At 71.4% G+C, this 16,061-nt stretch carries 7 protein-coding genes; 2 read left to right on the forward strand and 5 right to left on the reverse strand.

The window, feature by feature from the left end:
• Window positions 1-33: 33 nt before the first annotated feature.
• The 3 genes from WMF14_RS28840 to WMF14_RS28850 all read right to left on the reverse strand — a co-directional run bounded on the left by WMF14_RS28840 (window position 34) and on the right by WMF14_RS28850 (window position 5,664).
• A complete protein-coding gene (locus WMF14_RS28840; RefSeq protein WP_437323200.1) occupies window positions 34-411 on the reverse strand; it encodes a hypothetical protein in 378 nt (125 codons plus the stop codon).
• Window positions 392-925, reverse strand: coding sequence for a hypothetical protein (locus tag WMF14_RS28845; RefSeq protein ID WP_373372160.1), 534 nt, complete (start codon window positions 923-925; stop codon window positions 392-394). Before WMF14_RS28845 ends, WMF14_RS28840 begins: the two co-directional genes overlap by 20 nt.
• Window positions 926-1,071: 146 nt before the next feature.
• Window positions 1,072-5,664, reverse strand: a complete 4,593-nt coding sequence (locus WMF14_RS28850) for an nSTAND1 domain-containing NTPase (protein ID WP_437791139.1) — start codon at window positions 5,662-5,664, stop codon at window positions 1,072-1,074.
• A 124-nt stretch (window positions 5,665-5,788) separates the two neighbouring features.
• On the opposite strand from WMF14_RS28850, the gene WMF14_RS28855 reads away from it, so the two are divergent.
• Window positions 5,789-6,367 (forward strand): Uma2 family endonuclease, encoded by a 579-nt coding sequence (locus tag WMF14_RS28855; protein WP_437791141.1) that lies wholly within the window; start codon window positions 5,789-5,791, stop codon window positions 6,365-6,367.
• Window positions 6,368-6,701: 334 nt separating this feature from the next.
• On the forward strand, window positions 6,702-11,837 hold the full coding sequence (locus tag WMF14_RS28860) for an AAA family ATPase (RefSeq protein WP_437791143.1): 5,136 nt from the start codon (window positions 6,702-6,704) through the stop codon (window positions 11,835-11,837).
• Between the two features lie 239 nt (window positions 11,838-12,076).
• Here WMF14_RS28860 and WMF14_RS28865 read toward each other — a convergent pair whose 3' ends face one another.
• The gene (locus tag WMF14_RS28865; RefSeq protein ID WP_437791145.1) at window positions 12,077-13,687 is read right to left on the reverse strand and encodes a DUF1552 domain-containing protein; all 1,611 of its coding nucleotides are present in this window, start codon (window positions 13,685-13,687) and stop codon (window positions 12,077-12,079) included.
• Window positions 13,684-15,468, reverse strand: a complete 1,785-nt coding sequence (locus WMF14_RS28870) for a DUF1592 domain-containing protein (RefSeq protein WP_437791147.1) — start codon at window positions 15,466-15,468, stop codon at window positions 13,684-13,686. The genes WMF14_RS28865 and WMF14_RS28870 overlap by 4 nt, the downstream gene beginning before the upstream one ends.
• Window positions 15,469-16,061: the final 593 nt, after the last annotated feature.

Consider the following 16,061-nt stretch of genomic DNA (forward strand, 5'->3'; position numbering starts at 1 on the left):
CGCAGTCCTCGCTTCAGGCGTCCGCGATGCGCTTCAGGCGTCCGCGATGGAGACCAGCTCGGGGGACATGCGCTCGAGCGCCGTCAGGCTCCGCCGCTGCCACCCCAGCCTCGCGTCCGTGACGAACTGCACCCTGCACTTCAGCCCCTGGCCCGCGAGCCCGCAGATGAAGCTGATGAACGCCTTCAGGCAGCTCGAGTTCAGAAAGTAAAGAGACCTTACGTCGAACTCCACGGCGCTCACGGAGAGGCGCGCCACCTCCGCCTGGAGGGCCTTGCAGTAGGAGCCGAGCGGCGCGGCCGCCGCCATGTCGCCCGTGCCGGTGAGCTTGATGCTGAGGGTGTCCTCCCTCAGGGCCGGCTCGATCCCGAAGCTGTCCGTGACGACGGACTCAACCTTTAAGCTGCTCATCTCCCCTCCATCTCCCAACCGGCGCGTGCGCGATGATCGTCAGCTCGTTCCCCTCGATCTTGTAGTCCACGTCGAGCCCGCCCTCCGCGCGCACCCGCGCGAGGCCGAGCCCCGACACCCCTTCTACCATCGCCGTCTCATGGATAAGCTCGTCGTAGTGCTTCACAGGATCGCTCGTCGTCTTCAGCTCGAGCAGGCGCCTCTCCACCTCGCGTAGGCGGTCGGGAGAGGCCTCGTTCCGCGCGCGGATCTTCAGGATACAGGAGCTCTCGGCCTCCTCCAGCGCGAGCTCCAGGCTGACCTTGGGGCCCGTCGAATACTTGGTGATGTTCTCGGCGAGCTCGTGCGCGGCCATGTAGAACCGCGAGCTCACATTCGCGTCGTCCAGGATCATCCCGCAAAAGCTGGACACGAGCCTCAGCACCGCGGTCGCCAGGCGGTCGCTCGGGAAGAACGTGATGCACAGGAACAGCGATGCATTCAGGTTCGGTTCGGACGCGGGCACGATTGCCACAGCCTACGTCGTTCCCGCAGCGGAGCCAACGCCTTCTGCTCTCGCGCGAGCGCGAGCGCGATCGCGCGGGTGAGGGCAGGCCCTACAATACGGCGCGACGGCGGGCTTTGGCTTTGACCTGCCGCGTCGGCCGCGTCGGCGCGGCCTCACGGCCGCGGGACGAGCCGCTTCCCCTGGGCCCTCAGGTTCGACACCGCCTCTCCCACGCGCTGGGCGAGCGGCAGCCCCCGGGGCACCACGTGGCCGGTCGCCCCGCCAACGCGGCCGAACGACCATGAGAGCACCGAGCCGTCGGCGTCCCACGGCGCGAACCGCTCGCGGCCGTCGGACGGCATGGCGCCGACGAGCTCGTGCCGCTCCAGATCGAGCGCCGCGATCCGGTCCGCCGACGAGAGCAGCAACGTCTTGCCGTCGGGCGCGGCGGCGATGTCCTCCCACTCCGCCCCGCTCACGCCCTCGAGCACCCGCTCGGTGAGGCCGGCGCGGCGGATCACGACGACCCCCGTCGCGTCCGCGAAGGCCGCGTCGCCCGGCAGCGGGCCGTCCGCGATCGCGGTCGCGCGCGGCGTGGCGTACCCGAGGACCCGCACCTCGCCCCGCGCCTCGTCGATGCGCGCCAGGGCGCCGGAGCTGAACGCGAGCCAGAGGCCGGGGCCGACGTCGCCGCGCGCGGCGCTCGGGCGCGCCTCGTAGACGTAGCCGTCGGTCACCGCGATCGTGCGGGACGACAGGTCGCGGAGCGACGTCGCGACGAGGTTTCCGTCGAGCTCCTGCGTGAACAGCGTCCGGCAGGCCGCGTCGACGCCGAGCACGAGCGCCGGCGCCCTCGGCACCACCTCCACGGTCGCGCCGGTCACCGCGTCGAACAGCGTCCACACCCCCTCGTCCCGGCGGTACGCCATGAGCCGGCCGTCGTCGCAGGCGCGCAGCAGGTGGCCCCGCCGCGCGGCCGTGCGGCGCCGCGAGCCCTCGTCGTACAGGCGCACCTCGCCGCCGATCTCGAAGGCCACGACGCCTCCGCGCCGCAGCGCGGCGGCGGCCGAGGCGGCCGCGTCGCGCGCCTCGGGGCTCCCCTCCGGGTCGAGCCCCTCGAACCCGAGGAGGCGCTCCGCGGCGGGCGCGCCCGGGCTGAACAGGACGAGGTCGCGCGTGAGCACGCGCCGGTCCGGCAGCCGCCACCCGCCGACGAGCGCGTGCGGGCCGACGTCGCGCTCGGCGATGTCGGCGATCTCGCCGCGCGTGCGCAGCGGCCGCGGCGCTCCCTTGCCCGGGGACGCCTCGCACGGCGAGCCCTCGGGCGGCGGATCGCCCGCGGCCCGACCGCCCTTCCGGAGGTAGTGCCAGACGCTGCCGCCGCTGCCGCACACGCCCAGATCGAGCCCGCCGGCGTCCCAGCGCGCCGACGCGGGCGCCGGATCGGTGTCGAGCTCGAAGAGCGGCGCCTCGGGCCGGTCGAGGGCGTAGATCGCCGTCCTGCTCTGCTGCACGAGCGCGATCACGGGATCGCGCGGGCTGAACCGGCCGAGCACGGCGGGCGCGCCCAGGGTGATCTCGGCGCCCGCGCCGGCGCCGGGCCCCCAGAGCAGCGCCCTGCGCCCGAGCACCGCCGCCACGTGCGCCCCGTCGGGCGAGACGCCGAGCACGTTGCCGCGGAACGGGTGCCGATCGACCGCCTCGGCGCCGCCGCCGCGCCGCATGTCCCAGCGCGCGATCCCGCCGTCGGTCGAGCAGGCGAGGACGGGCGCCGCCTCGGCCGCGTGGACGGCGCTGCTGCAGCGCACCGGCGCGACCGCGGCCAGCGCGACCGTCCCGCCCTCCCGCAGCCGGAAGACGCGGACCTCGCCGGTGACCGAGCGCGTCGCGAGCGCCGTGTCGAACGCGAACGGCACGCGCTCCACGTGCGGGGCGTCGTGCGGCCGCAGCGCGAGGACGCGCGGCGATTTGGCGCGCGGGGCGCTCTCCGGATCGGCGTCGAGCGCCACGTCGTCGATGACCTCCGGGTCGGGCGGGCGCAGGTCGGCGACGAGCAGCGAGCCCCCGGGGCCGCCGGCGATGACCCACCGATCGTCCCACGGCAGCGCCGGCCCCACCACGCCGTCGACGGTCAGGAAGCGCGCGCGCGGCAGGCCGACCGCGGCGGACGCGAGATCGAGCGGCAGCGCCGCGTCGTCCGCGCGCCGCGCGAGGGCCGCGGCGATCCACGCGGCGCGGTGGTACGGGTCCTCCGTGCGGCGCGCCTTGCCGATGAGCTCGGCGAGCTCGGCGCGCTCCTCGGCCTCGCGCGCCTTGGCCTCGGTCTGCGCCTGGCGCGCCGCGACCCACCGCTCGGCCACGAACGCCGAGGCGACGGTGAGCCCGAGCGCCACGGCCGCGCCGATCTTCTTGGCGCGCTGGGCGCGGGCGCGCCGGAGGCTCTCGCGCACGAGCGCCTGCTCGCGCCGCGGCAGCCGCGAGGCGAAGGCCGCGCTCTTGCTCACCTGATCGAGCAGGTCGCGGCGCAGGAGGAGATCGCGGCTCTCGCCGGAGCGATCCCACACGTCGGCGGCCTCGCGGAGCCGCTCGAGCAGGATGAGCCGCTCCATGTGCAGCGCGCGGGTGGCGGCGGCGTGCGGCCAGCTCGAGACGAGCGACTCGTGGGCGAGCTCCACGGACCTGTCGCGGCGGACGAGGAGGCGCGCGCGCTCGAGGGCGCCGAGGACGCGGTCGACGTCGGCGGGCGGGGCGGCGACGGCCTCGACGAGCTCTGCCTCGGCCCAGCGGACGCGCGACCCGTCCATCGCGCCGAGCCGGAGCAGCGCCTCGTCGGCGATCGCGCGGTCCTCCGGGGCGAGGGCTTTGACAGCGGCGTCGGCGTGCCGCGCGAGGGCGCCGCGCACGCCGCCGAGCTCCTGCCATGTCTCGCCGCTCAGCGCGCCGCGCGGGTCGCGCGCGCGCTCCCACCATTCGGCGAGGGCGAGCGCGATGAACGAGAGCGCCGCCCCGCCGCTCCGGAGCTCGCGCTGCGCCTCGGCCGCGACCTGGGCGAGCCCGCGCACCTCGGCGCCGGCGAGCTTCGCCGGGCCTGCGACGAGGTCCTTCACGGCGGCGGCGGCGGGCAGCCCCACGTAGCGCAGCGCGGCCCGGAGGCCCTCGCCGGCCGGGGTGGCGAGGAGGGCTGCGGTGCGGTCGTCGGCCTCGTCGAGCACGCCGATGAGCCGGAGGCCTCGCCGCGGCTCGCCGGTCGCGAGCGCGCCCACGAGGGCGGCGAGGCGCCCGCCGCCGAGGGGCGCGATGGGGTCGACGATCAGCGCGACGCCGACGGCGGACGCCATGCAGAACCTGGTGAGGGCGTCGAGATCCACGGACTCGAGCTCCGGCGAGACGGCGGCGAGCGCGCGCGCGAGGGCGCCGTCGGGGTCGTCGCCGGGGGTGAGGCGCGCCTCGATCCAGTCGTCCTTCTGGTCGACGTGGCGGCGCGCGAGGTGGGGCACGAGCCCCGCGGAGGCGAGCGAGGTCTTGCCCGATCCTCGCGGCCCCTGGAGCACGACGCACGGCTCGAACTCGAGCTCGCGCCCGAGGCGCGCTGTGTCGTCGTCGCGCCCGAACAGGAGCCCCTCGTCGGTGGACGAGAGCGGCGCGAGGCCCCTGTACGGCCGGTCGGGGACGCCGTGGGGCCGCTCCCAGACCTCGTCGAGCAGCTGCGTCAGCTTCCCCGGCGTGACGCGCCGGTGCGCGGGGTCGACGGACAGGAGCCGCTGGAGGAGCGCGACGAGGCCGCGCGGCAGCCGCGCGGGGTCGCGCTCGAGGTCGCGCATGGTGCCGCGCAGGGTCGCGGCGCGGAGCTCGGTCCACCAGGCGGAGACGCTCGCGGGGTCGGAGCAGTCGTCCGGCTCGTCGGGCACGGCGTGCGGGAGGCGCCCGGTGGCGAGCTGCGCGATGCAGACGGCGAGCGCGTAGGCGTCGGTGGCGGCGGTCGGCTCGGCCATCTCGAGCACCTCCGGCGCCATGAAGCCCGGTGTTCCGATGACGTTGCGCGCGGCGCCGGGGCTGTCCGCGCCGGCGAAGGCGCGGCGCGTGGAGGCGTAGACGTCGCGCTCGGCGAGGAACGCCGCCGTGCCGAGGTCGCTCCCGCCGCTGTCGTGGCCGCCGCCGACGGCGACGGCGGGGGGCGCGCCGGGGGCGCGGGAGACGGGGGCGCCCGCGCGCCGCGAGATGCCGAAGTCGAGGACCTTGAGGGCGCCGTCCTGCGTGAGGAACAGGTTGGCGGGCTTGAGGTCGAGGTGGACGACGCCGCGCGCGTGGATGACGTCGAGCGCGCCGGCGACGTCGCGGGCCCAGGCGACGACGCGGCGCCAGGGGATGCGGCGGCGGAAGCGGATCAGGTCCGCGAGGTTCCGGCCCTCGAGCAGCTCCATCGAGACGAACGGGGTCTTCGGCGCGCCGTGGAGGATGCCGGCGGCGTAGATGGTGACGAGCGACGGGTGGCGGAACGAGGCGAGGAGCTTGGCCTCGTCGGCCCAGTCGGCTGCGTCGGCGAAGTCCGAGACGAGGAGCTTGAGGGCGACCTCGCGGAACGGCGCGCCGTCGGGCAGGAGCTCCTCGGCGCGCCACACGTCGCCGAAGCCGCCCCGGCCGAGGCGGACGCGGAGCCGGTAGCGGCGATCGAGCACGTCGCCGGGGGCGCGCGCGAGCCCGCCCGCGGGCATGGGCACCGGGCCCGGATCGCGGGAGCTCCCCTCGTCGACGAGCGTGCGGTCCATCGCGAGACGACGGTATCACCGGCGCAGCGACAGGTGGACGGTCCCGCTCACCGCAGCCCCCGACGCCGCGGCGGTCCGCCCGGCTGCGTGGACATCGGAAGCCCGGCGCGCGACACTGCCGCACATGGGAGAAGCGGCGCCGCGACGGAAGCTCTCGCCGGAAGAATACCTCGATCTCGAGCGCGCATCGGAGGCGAGGCACGAGTACGCCGGCGGCGAGCTCTTCGCGATGTCCGGCGGTACGTTCGAGCACAGCGCCATCGCCGCGAACATCGGCCGACTGCTCGGCAACGCGCTGAGCGAGCGCGGATGCGTGGCGCTCAACTCCGACATGCGCATCAAGATCCCCGCCGCGGATCGCTACGTCTACCCGGACGGCTCGGTCGTCTGCGGCCGCCCCGAGTTCGAGGACGAGCGGCGCGACACCCTCCTGAACCCGGTCCTCGTGATCGAGGTGCTCTCCGATTGCGAGGCGTACGATCGCGGCGACAAGTTCGCGCATTACCAGACCGTGGCGTCGATCCGCGAGGTCGTCCTGGCGTCACAGAAGGCGCCTCGCATCGAGGTGTTCGCGCGCCAGGCCGACGGGAGCTGGGTGCTCCGGGTCCATGGCCCCGGCGCTCGGGCTGCGCTGTCGTCGGTGGGATGCGAGATCGGCGTGGACGACGTGTACCGGGGCGTGCTCGCGGCCACCAACCTCTGAATCTGTGGTTTCAGCGACACCGCATCGAACCGGTCCACCAGCGCTGTAGCGAAGAGTCGTCCCGGTTCGGGGCGAAAACCGTCATTGCGCCAAGCTCGCCAGTTCGCCCCATTCCCGCACGGAATGCCCCGGGAGACGCCTCGAGGACGCCGCGCAAGGTCGCGAGGAGCGCTGAGCGTGATGAGCGCCGTCAGGCTGGACTTCCATGCCTTGCCGGGTATTCTGCCGGCGGGCGGGTCTCTGTCCGACCGGGGGACGGCGGATACTCGAGCTGATGTGTGGGGGGCGTCACGCTCCTTTGGATGGCTGACGCCGAATACGGGACCTTGCTGCAATGATCGATCTATCAGGTCATACGCTGTTCGAGAGGGTATACGAAGGCTCCGAGAGCGTGCTGTACCGCGGCCGCCGGGATGAGGACGGCGCGCCGGTCGCGGTCAAGGTGCCTCGGTCCGAGTTCCCGACCGCCAGGGATCTCGCGCGGCTGCGCCGCGAGTTCGCGATCCTGCGGGACGCGGGCGAGGTGGCCGGCGTCGTCAAGGCGCACGGCATCGAGAAGTGCGGCAGAGGCCTCGCGCTCATCATGGAGGACCTCGGCCCCTCCTCGCTGCACGCCGTGCTGAAGGCGCGCAGGCTCGACGTGGGCACGGCGCTCCGCACCGCCATCGCGCTCGCGGGCACCCTCGACACGCTCCACGGACTCCGGATCATTCACAAGGACATCAAGCCGCACAATATCCTGATCGACGAGGAGACGCAGAGCCCGCGGCTCGTCGACTTCGGCATCGCGGCGCGCCTCTCGAGGGAGACCCCCGAGACGCTCCCGCCGGACGCGCTCGAAGGCACCTTGTCGTATATTGCCCCTGAGCAGACTGGCCGGATGAACCGGAGCGTGGATCTGCGCGCCGATCTCTACTCGTTCGGCGTCACGCTCTACGAGATGGTGACAGGGGCCCTCCCGTTCCAGGAGGGCGATCCCACCGCGCTCATCCACAGCCACATGGCGCGCATGCCGACGCCGCCGCACGAGCGCGCGCCGGGGGTGCCCCGCGCGCTGTCGGAGGTGATCGTGAAGCTCCTGGCCAAGATGCCGGAGGACCGATACCAGAGCGCCCGCGGGGTCAAGCTCGACCTGGAGGAGTGCCTCCGGCGGTGGGAGGCGACGGGCCGCGCCGAGCCGTTTCCGCTGGGCCAGCACGACCGGCCGCTGGATCTGCGCGTTCCCCAGCGGCTCTATGGGCGGGATCACGAGGTGAATGCGCTCCTGTCCGCCTTTCAGCGGGCTCGCCAGGGCGCGGCCGGGCTGGTGCTCATCTCGGGCTACTCCGGCGTCGGCAAGACCACGCTGGTGAACGAGATCCACAAGCCCATCGCCCGTCATGGAGGGTATTTCGCGAAAGGCAAGTTCGATCCGATCAACCGGGATGTCGCGCTCGCGTCGGTGGCGCAGGCCTTCCGCGAGCTCATCCGGCAGGTCCTGACGGAGCCGGCGGCGGCGGTCGAGGCGTGGAAGCGCAAGCTGCTCGCCGCGGTCGGCGCGAACGGGCGGCTCCTCATCGAGCTGATCCCGGAGCTCGAGCTGATCCTCGGGCCTCAACCGGACGTACCGGAGCTCGCGCCGACCGAGGCCAGGAACCGCTTCGATCTGCTGTTGCAGCGCTTCGTGCGGGTCTTCGCCGCCTCGACGCACCCGCTGACCCTCTTCCTCGATGATCTGCAGTGGGCCGATCCGGCGTCGCTCAGGATCCTCGAGCGCCTCCTCACGGACGTGGAGGGCAACCATCTCCTGATCGTCGGCGCCTATCGGGACAACGAGGTGGACGCCGCCCACCCGCTGCACGCGACGCTCGGTGAGCTTCGCAAGGCGGGCGTGGCGATCGCCGAGCTCACGCTCGGGCCCCTCGACATGCCCACCGTCACGCAGATCGTCGCCGACACGCTGAGCGCGCCGCCGCGCGCGGTCGCGCCGCTCGCGGCGCTGGTCTTCGAGAAGACCGAGGGCAACCCGTTCTTCCTGGGCCAGCTCCTCGGCGCGCTCCACGACGCGGGGGCGCTGTGGTTCGACGCGCCCTCGGAGGCCTGGGCATGGGACGCGGCGCGCGTCCGGGAGGCGGTCGCCGCAGACAACGTGGTCGACCTCATGCTCGACAGGCTGCACCGACTCCCGCCGGCGACGCAGCGCGCGCTGAAGCTCGCCGCGTGCCTGGGCCACGCGTTCGATCTCACCACGCTGGCGGCCGTCCACGAGAAATCGCCCGCCGCGACGGCCGCCGACCTGTGGGACGCGCTGCGCGGAGGCCTGATCGTGCCGCGCGACAGCGATTATCGCTTCTTCGACGAGAGCGCGGACACGGAGCCCTCGGCCCCCCAGGAGATCAAGGTATCGTACCGGTTCCTGCACGACCGGGTGCGCCACGCGGCCTACTCGCTCGTCGAGCCCTCGCGCAGGGAAGCGCTGCACCTCGCGATCGGCCGGCTGCTCTGGGCGCGGGCCGGCGAGACGCCGCCGGACGAGGACCTGATCGAGATCGTCCGCCACCTGAACCTGGGCGCGCGGGGCATCGCCGACGAGGCCGGGCGGCTGGCCCTGGCCCGGCTCAACCAGCGGGCAGGCAGGGCGGCCAAGATCAGGACAGCCTATCAGGCGGCCGCGGACCACTTCGGCGCGGGGCTCGAGCTCCTCGGGGACGCGCGCTGGGCGCGCCACGAGGAGCTCTGCTTCGCGCTCAGCCGCGAGAACGCGGAGTGCGTGTACCTGAGCGGCGCGCCCGAGCGGGCCGAGGCGCTCTTCACGTCCCTCATGCCCCGAGCGCGGTCGAACGTGGAGCGGGCGCAGATCTACAGCCTCCGCGTGCTGCTCCACGTGACGCTGGGGAACTTCGCGGACGCGGTGCGCCTGGGCAGCGAGGGAATCGGCGTTCTCGGCTTGACGCTGCCGAGCAACGAGGCGGAGCTGCAGGAGCGCGTCCAGGCCGAGCTCGCCGAGGTGGACGCGAACCTGGCGGGCCGGCGCATAGAGGACCTGATCGACGCGCCGGTGATGGACAACCCCGAGCAAAGGGCGCTCGTGCAGCTCATCAGCGATATGATGGGGCCGCTCTTCTGCCTGAGGCCGGAGCTTTACCCGCTGATCGTCCTCAAGCAGGTCAACATCTCCCTGCGGTACGGCCACGCTGACGTGTCCGCCCTCGCGTACACCTCGTACGGGTTCCTGCTCGCGGTCTTGCAGGGGCGGCCCGCCGACGGCCACGCGTTCGGCCGCCTCGCCATCACCTTGAGCGACAAGTTCTCGAACGCCGCCCTGGCCGCCAGGGTGAGCTACGTCTTCGCCACGTACTCCCACCTGTTCCACGGCGTGCGCGACGGGATCTCTCGCTTCCTGCAGGCGCGGCAAGGACTGCTGGAATCAGGCGACTTCGCCCATCTCAGCAACGCATGGACCTGCGTGGTCAGCAACATGTTCACCGCGGGCTATCCGCTCGAGGAGCTGCGCGAGGAGACGGAGCGAGGCCTCGTCGTGTTTCGGCGAACCGGGGACGTCGTCGGCACGACCGTGCTGACGCTCATGAGGCAGGCGATCGCGAGCCTGCAGGGACGGACGCGGGCCCCCGACAGCCTGAGCGACGACCATTTCGACGAAGACGACTTCGTCGCGGGCCTCAAGGAGAGGGACTTGATCGCGGGCCTCTTCTTTTACGCGCTGCTCAAGCTGCAGCTTCCCTATCTGTACGGCGATTGCGAGAGGGCCGCGGCGAACGCCGCGGACGCCGAGGCCTATGGCGCTGGCATGCTCGGCCTGTATCAACCGACGAAGCTGCATTTCTACGCGTGCATGGCGTTCCTCGCGCTGCCCGCCGCGGGCTCGCCCGATGAGGCGGAGCGCCGCGCGCGGACGATCGCCCGCCACAAGGAGCGGATCGCGGGCCTCGCCGCGAGCGCTCCCATGAACTTCCAGCACCTGCTGCTGCTCATCCAGGCCGAGGAGGCGCGCGTCGCCGGCGATCAGCTCGAGGCCATGGGCCTTTACGACCGGGCGATCTCGCTGGCCCGGGAGAGCGAGTTTCCTCACGACGAGGCGCTCGCGAACGAGCTGTGCGCGAAGCTGCACCTCCACGAGGGCAGGACGAAGGTGGCGCGCGCCTACATGACCGACGCGTACCTCGGCTACCGGCACTGGGGAGCGACGGCCAAGGCAGACGCGCTCGCGCGCGATCACGCCGCGCTGCTGCCCTCCTCGAGCAACAGCGTGCCGATTTCGTCCATCCCCTCGGCGACGTCGGGCCCGGCGCACGCCGGGACCATCCTCGGCCGGACGACGGTCGGCAACCTGCGGGACGCTGCGCTGATCGTGCGCGCCGTGCAGGGCATCGCCGGCGAGACGGAGCTCGAGCGGGTGATCGAACGCCTGGTGACGCTCGTGCTCGGGAACTCCGGCGCGCAGCGGGGGGCGCTGGTCCTGGAGCGGGACGGGCGGCTCTTCGTCGAGGCGACCTTCGGGGTCGAGCCCGGGACGCTCGCGCTCGGGCCGAGCGAGCCGCTCGATGTGCGCCCCGATCTTCCGCACAAGGTCGCGCTGTTCGTCGCCCGCACCCGCGAGCCGCTGGTCCTCGACGACGCCAGCGCCGATGCCCGGTTCTCCGACGATCCGTGCATCCTCCGGCAGGGCACGCGATCCGTCCTGTGCCTGCCGCTGATCCACCAGGGCCGCATGAGCGGCGTCCTTTACCTGGAGAACAACGCAGCGAGCAGGGCGTTCAACGCGAGCCGCGTGGAGCTGCTCGGCCTCCTTTCGTCCCAGGCCGCGATATCCATCGAGAACGCGCTGCTCCTCTCGGGCATGCGGGTCGTGAAGGAGCAGGTCCTGCACGCCAACCGGCGGCTCGAGGCCGAGGTCGCGCAGCGCACCGAGGAGCTCCAGCGCTCCAACACGCAGCTCAGCGCGAGCAACGAGCGGCTGAAGATCGAGCTCGCGCAGCGCGAGCAGGCGGAGCGGGAGCGGGCCGCGCTGCAGCGGCAGATGTTCGAGGCGCAGCAGTCGAGGCTGGCGGAGCTCTCGACGCCGCTCATCCCGATCACCGATCGGATCATGGTGATGCCGCTCATCGGGACCATGGATGCCGCGCGGGCGGCCCAGGTGCTGGAGGTCGCGCTCGACGGCGCCCAGCGCCACCAGGCGCGCGTCGTGATCCTGGACATCACGGGGATGAAGCACATCGATACCCAGATTGCGCAGACCCTCGTGGGGACAGCCACTGCGCTGCGGCTGCTCGGCACGGAGGCCGTGCTCACCGGCACACGCGCCGAGGTCGCCCAGGCGATGGTGGGCCTGGACATCGAGCTGAAGTCCATCGTCACCATGGGCACCCTTCAGAGCGGCATCGCCTATGCGCTCCGCCGCGCCGGGCAGTCGACCGGGATCGGCGCGCCGCTGTCCTCTGGGCCAGCCCGCGCGCGCCCGCCGGCGAGGTGAGGATCGGGCGGTCACGCTCGAACCGCTCGTGAAAGTCAGAGAGCGCCGACGGCGCTCTCATGCACGTGCTAGACACCGACGATCACGTTGATCGAGCGAGAAATGAGCCGCCAAGGCGCCAAGAACAAGACACAATCTTGGCGTCCTTGGCGCGCTTGGCGGTTCAAATTCCTGTTCTTTTCTGGGGTTTCAACCCGTTTGTCGCTCCAGTCCGGGCCTGTGGCGTGCGTTCGGCCGCCTCACGCCTTGATGGCGTCGAGCTCCCCCGGATTGCTGATGCCAGGCCCGTCGGTGACGTTGCCTGCGCCGTCGGTCGTGAACGCCGGCCCGCTGCCGCCGAAGCCGGCCGCGACCGCATCGGAGACGCCGAAGCGATCGACCGGAACCCAGTTGGGCGTCCCGGCGCCGAGCGCGTTGATCAACGTCGTGTAGAGCTTGTTCAGCGGGACGGTTCCGCCCGACGAGCCGGTGTTGCCGCTGTTGCTCTCGCCCTCCGCGCCGCTCGAGCAGGAGGCTTCGCTGTTGCCTGCCTCGAGCTTCCCGCTCCCGACGTTCACCGAGACGCCCTGCTTGAGGTAACCGCCGGCGCTGCCGGCGATCACGATGGGCAAGTTGTTGTTGTTGTGCGCGTTGCCGTCGGCGAGCTCCGGCAGCCACATGACCGCGGAGTTGTCGAGCATGGTGCCTCCGCCCTCCTCGAGGCTGTCGATGGTCTTGACCAGCTTGGCGTACCGACCCGCATACCAGCGGTCGATCTCGTGGATCTGCTCGATGACGCCGCTCACGCACTGGCCGCCGACGGCGGCGCTCCCGTTCCGGTGCGAGAGCCCGTGATGATCATGGGTGTGCGCGATGCCGTCCCACTTGAACGTCACGAAGCCCGGCCACTGGAGCACGATAGAGCGGTTGTTGTCGCACATCATCGTGAGCGCGATGAGCCGGATCATCATCTCGCTGCCGAGCGTGTACACCGTCTCGCTGCTGGGGAAGCCGCCGCCGCGAGCGGGGTAGCCCGCCTGCGTGAGGGCGGCGTCCGTGATGCCGAGAGCGGTCGCCGACTCCGCCGTGCACGCAGAGGGGACGACCCGCTGCTCGGTCTCGCGGAGCAGGGAGAGCCAGTCGTCGATCTTCTTCCGATCGCCGCCGCTCATCTTGCGGGCCTTGTAGGCGTTCAGGTCATGGCTCACCAGATCGATGATGCTCTCGCCGCGAGCCACGCGATAATCCGCTTCGGTCGCGGTGCCGCTCGTGAAGAGCCCTGTCAGGCTGCTGTACACCGTCCGCGCGTTGGTCACGGGCGCGTACGGCGTCTTCGGCGCCGAGTACGATACGATACCCTTGACGTTCGTGAACGCATTGCCGACGGAGAGCACGAGCGGGACCTTGTTGGTGCCCTGGTTGAAGCGCTGCGCGATCTCGTGATCGAGCGAGTGCGACAGCGCCCAGTGCTCTCCGGCGGGATCGAGGGGCGCGCAGGTCAGCTTGCTGCCCATGCCCTGATCGTGGGGATCGAAATACGCCGTGCCGTCCACCTTGTTGTTGAAGCCGTTCAACGGCATCGCGAGCCCGCGCGGGAAGAGCAGCTTCGACGCGAAGGGCGCGAGCGGGGCGAGGGTCCGCGGCTTCCCGTCCGCCTGCGACGTCTCCAGGGACGCCGCGGTGACGCTCCCGACCCCGTTCTCGATCGTCGGGAACCAGCGGTTCGTCAGGCAACCGTTGTTGGTGTAGAAGATCACCAGGCGGCGCGGCGACGGCGCTTCCTGCGCTCGCGCGGAGCGGTCGAGCGTATTCAAGAAGGGGACGGCGAGGGCCGCGCCGCCAAGTCCACGCAGGAACAGTCTTCGGTTCACGGCTCCACCTCCGCCTGCAGGGCACGAACTCGGAACGATTGACTCTGTGTGAGGTCTGCGATGAGATCGAGCACCGTGTAGCCGCCCTGCGTGAGCTTGGCGGTCAGCTCGTCCACGGTGCAGGAGTCCTCGTTGTTCAGCTCGCGCTGGTAGGCGAACGAGACCCACTTTCGCACGTAGCACTTGTGCGCTGCCGGGGAGCTCGCGATGGCCTCGGAGAGCGCCACCGGGCCGTCGACCGCCACGGTGTCGTCGCCCACGCCGACGTCCACCCGTGTGTCGATGGGCGCGCCCGAGAACGATTCTGTCTGCTGGTAGGCGCCCACGGCGTCGTACGCCTCGAGGGCGAAGCCCGCCGGGTTGATGTACGTGTGATGGCAGAACTTGCAGGAGTCTCCCGCCGTCTGCGCGTCGACCCGAGCACGGTTGGTCGTCAGGCTTTCATCCGTGGGCAGCGGCGTGCCCTCCACCATCGGCGGCGGCGGCGGGATGTCCGCGCAGAGGACCTGCTTCTGCAAGAACGCCCCGCGCAGGATGGGCGACGTCCGGTCGTACCCCGAGTGCGACACCAGGAAGCCCAGGCGGGTGAAGAGGCCAGAGCGCTTCGTCGGGTCGAGCTCGACCGGCACGAGCTCCGCGCCGTTGAACTCCGCAGGATCGAGGTCGTAGAGCGGCGCCAGCGAGGCGTTGACGAAGCCCACCGGCGTGGTGACCAGATCCTGGAACGTCCCGGCCTGGTCGAAGACGACGTGCTCGATGAAGCGCTCGGTCTCCTCCGACAGGAGCGGGCCCATCGACGCTTTGAAGTCCGGGAAGGCGGCCGGATCACGCTGGATGTCCGACCAGCGCGTGCCGGGGCCCATGTGGAGGTAGAGCTCGTGGAAGGCCTTGACCATCCCGCGGCTCTTGGGATCCGCCAGCATTCGCTGCGCCTGCGCGAGGATCTGCTCCGGCGTCTGCAGCGCGTCGGCGTCCGCCGCTGCGAACAGCGCGTCGTCCGGCATGGTTCCCCAGATCAGGTACGAGAGGCGCGACGCCACTTCGTGGCTGTTCAGGACGAAGTACTCGCCCTCGGGCTTCTCGCTGATCTCTGCGCGCATCAGGAAGGAGGGAGAGAGCAAGAACCCCTCGATGATCAGCTGGGCGCCGTCGTCGAACGAGCCGGTCGGCGTGAGCGCCTGGCGGCGAGCGTAGAGGGCCTGGAAGAGCCCTCTCTCCTCCTCGGTGAGCGGTCGCCGGAAGGCGCGCCGTCCCAGCGTATCGATGAGCTGGTGCGCGCACGCGGCGCCGTCGCCCGACGGCGTGCACGGGATGGTCTTGGCGCGCGCCCGGGCGTCTGCCATCACCGCCGCCGCCACCGTCGCTGCAGCGGTCTTGTACCCGTCCCACGCGCGCTGATCGACGCTCCCGACGCCGTCGGGTGCGAGCATCGACGACGGCTGGTTGTCGATGCCGACGAGATCGCGAACCGTGTTGTCGTACTGCGCCCTCGTGAGACGCGGCAGCGCCGACGTCCGCGGGATGCCCGGCACACACACCGTCGGCTCGACGCCGGGGCCGCCCCCCGCCGAGCCGTCCCCTCCGACGCCGTCTCCGGTTCCAGACCCGTTGCCAGAGCCGTTACCAGACCCGTTGCCAGATCCGCTCCCAGGCCCGTCGCCAGCCCCGCTGCTCGCCTCCGGGTCATCGCCGCCGCCGATCATCGCGGTGCAACCGCCCATGGCTGCGTAACTCGCCGTGAGCAGCACAGGAACGATGAACCGTCTCGCCCACGTGTTCATAGGACTCACCTCGTCCGAGGAGCTCTCACATCGAGCATCGCCCAGACCTAGGATGCCTTGTCGTGGGTCGCAGATCACGAGTTTTCTCGTATTTTCGTCTTGGCGCAAGTTTGCTTTCGCCCGGCAAATCCCCTGGTTTGCAAGGCGCCGGGGCGAGGCGCGTGAGTAGAATTTCGACTTCTCTTGTGATACAGAAATTGTTGCGTGAGAGTGGCATGATATTGTGAGCGCTCACATGGGATCAACGTACAGCGGACAGCGCCACGCGACCCAATGCGCTCTTCGCGCGAACCGGACCAAGCCTGCGCAGGAGCGGCCGGACACGCTCTCGGCGCTGCTCTGCTGAGCGATTCGAGCGGTCGCGAACCAAACCAACTTTCGGGCATCGAGGACAATGAGAAAAATTCTTCTGACTCTGCTGTTCCTGTCGATCCCCGGCTGCGGTGATGACCCCGCCGACACCACGGCGTCGAGCGCCACGTCGTCGAGCGGCGGGGACAACAGCGGAGGAGCCGGCTCCTCAGGCAGCTCATCGGTCTCAGGAGGGGGTGGGAGTGGATCCACCGGCACGGGCGGCCCAGGCGGCGTCGAAG

Source organism: Sorangium sp. So ce693 (assembly GCF_051521375.1).
GTDB lineage: Bacteria > Myxococcota_A > Polyangia > Polyangiales > Polyangiaceae > Sorangium > Sorangium atrum.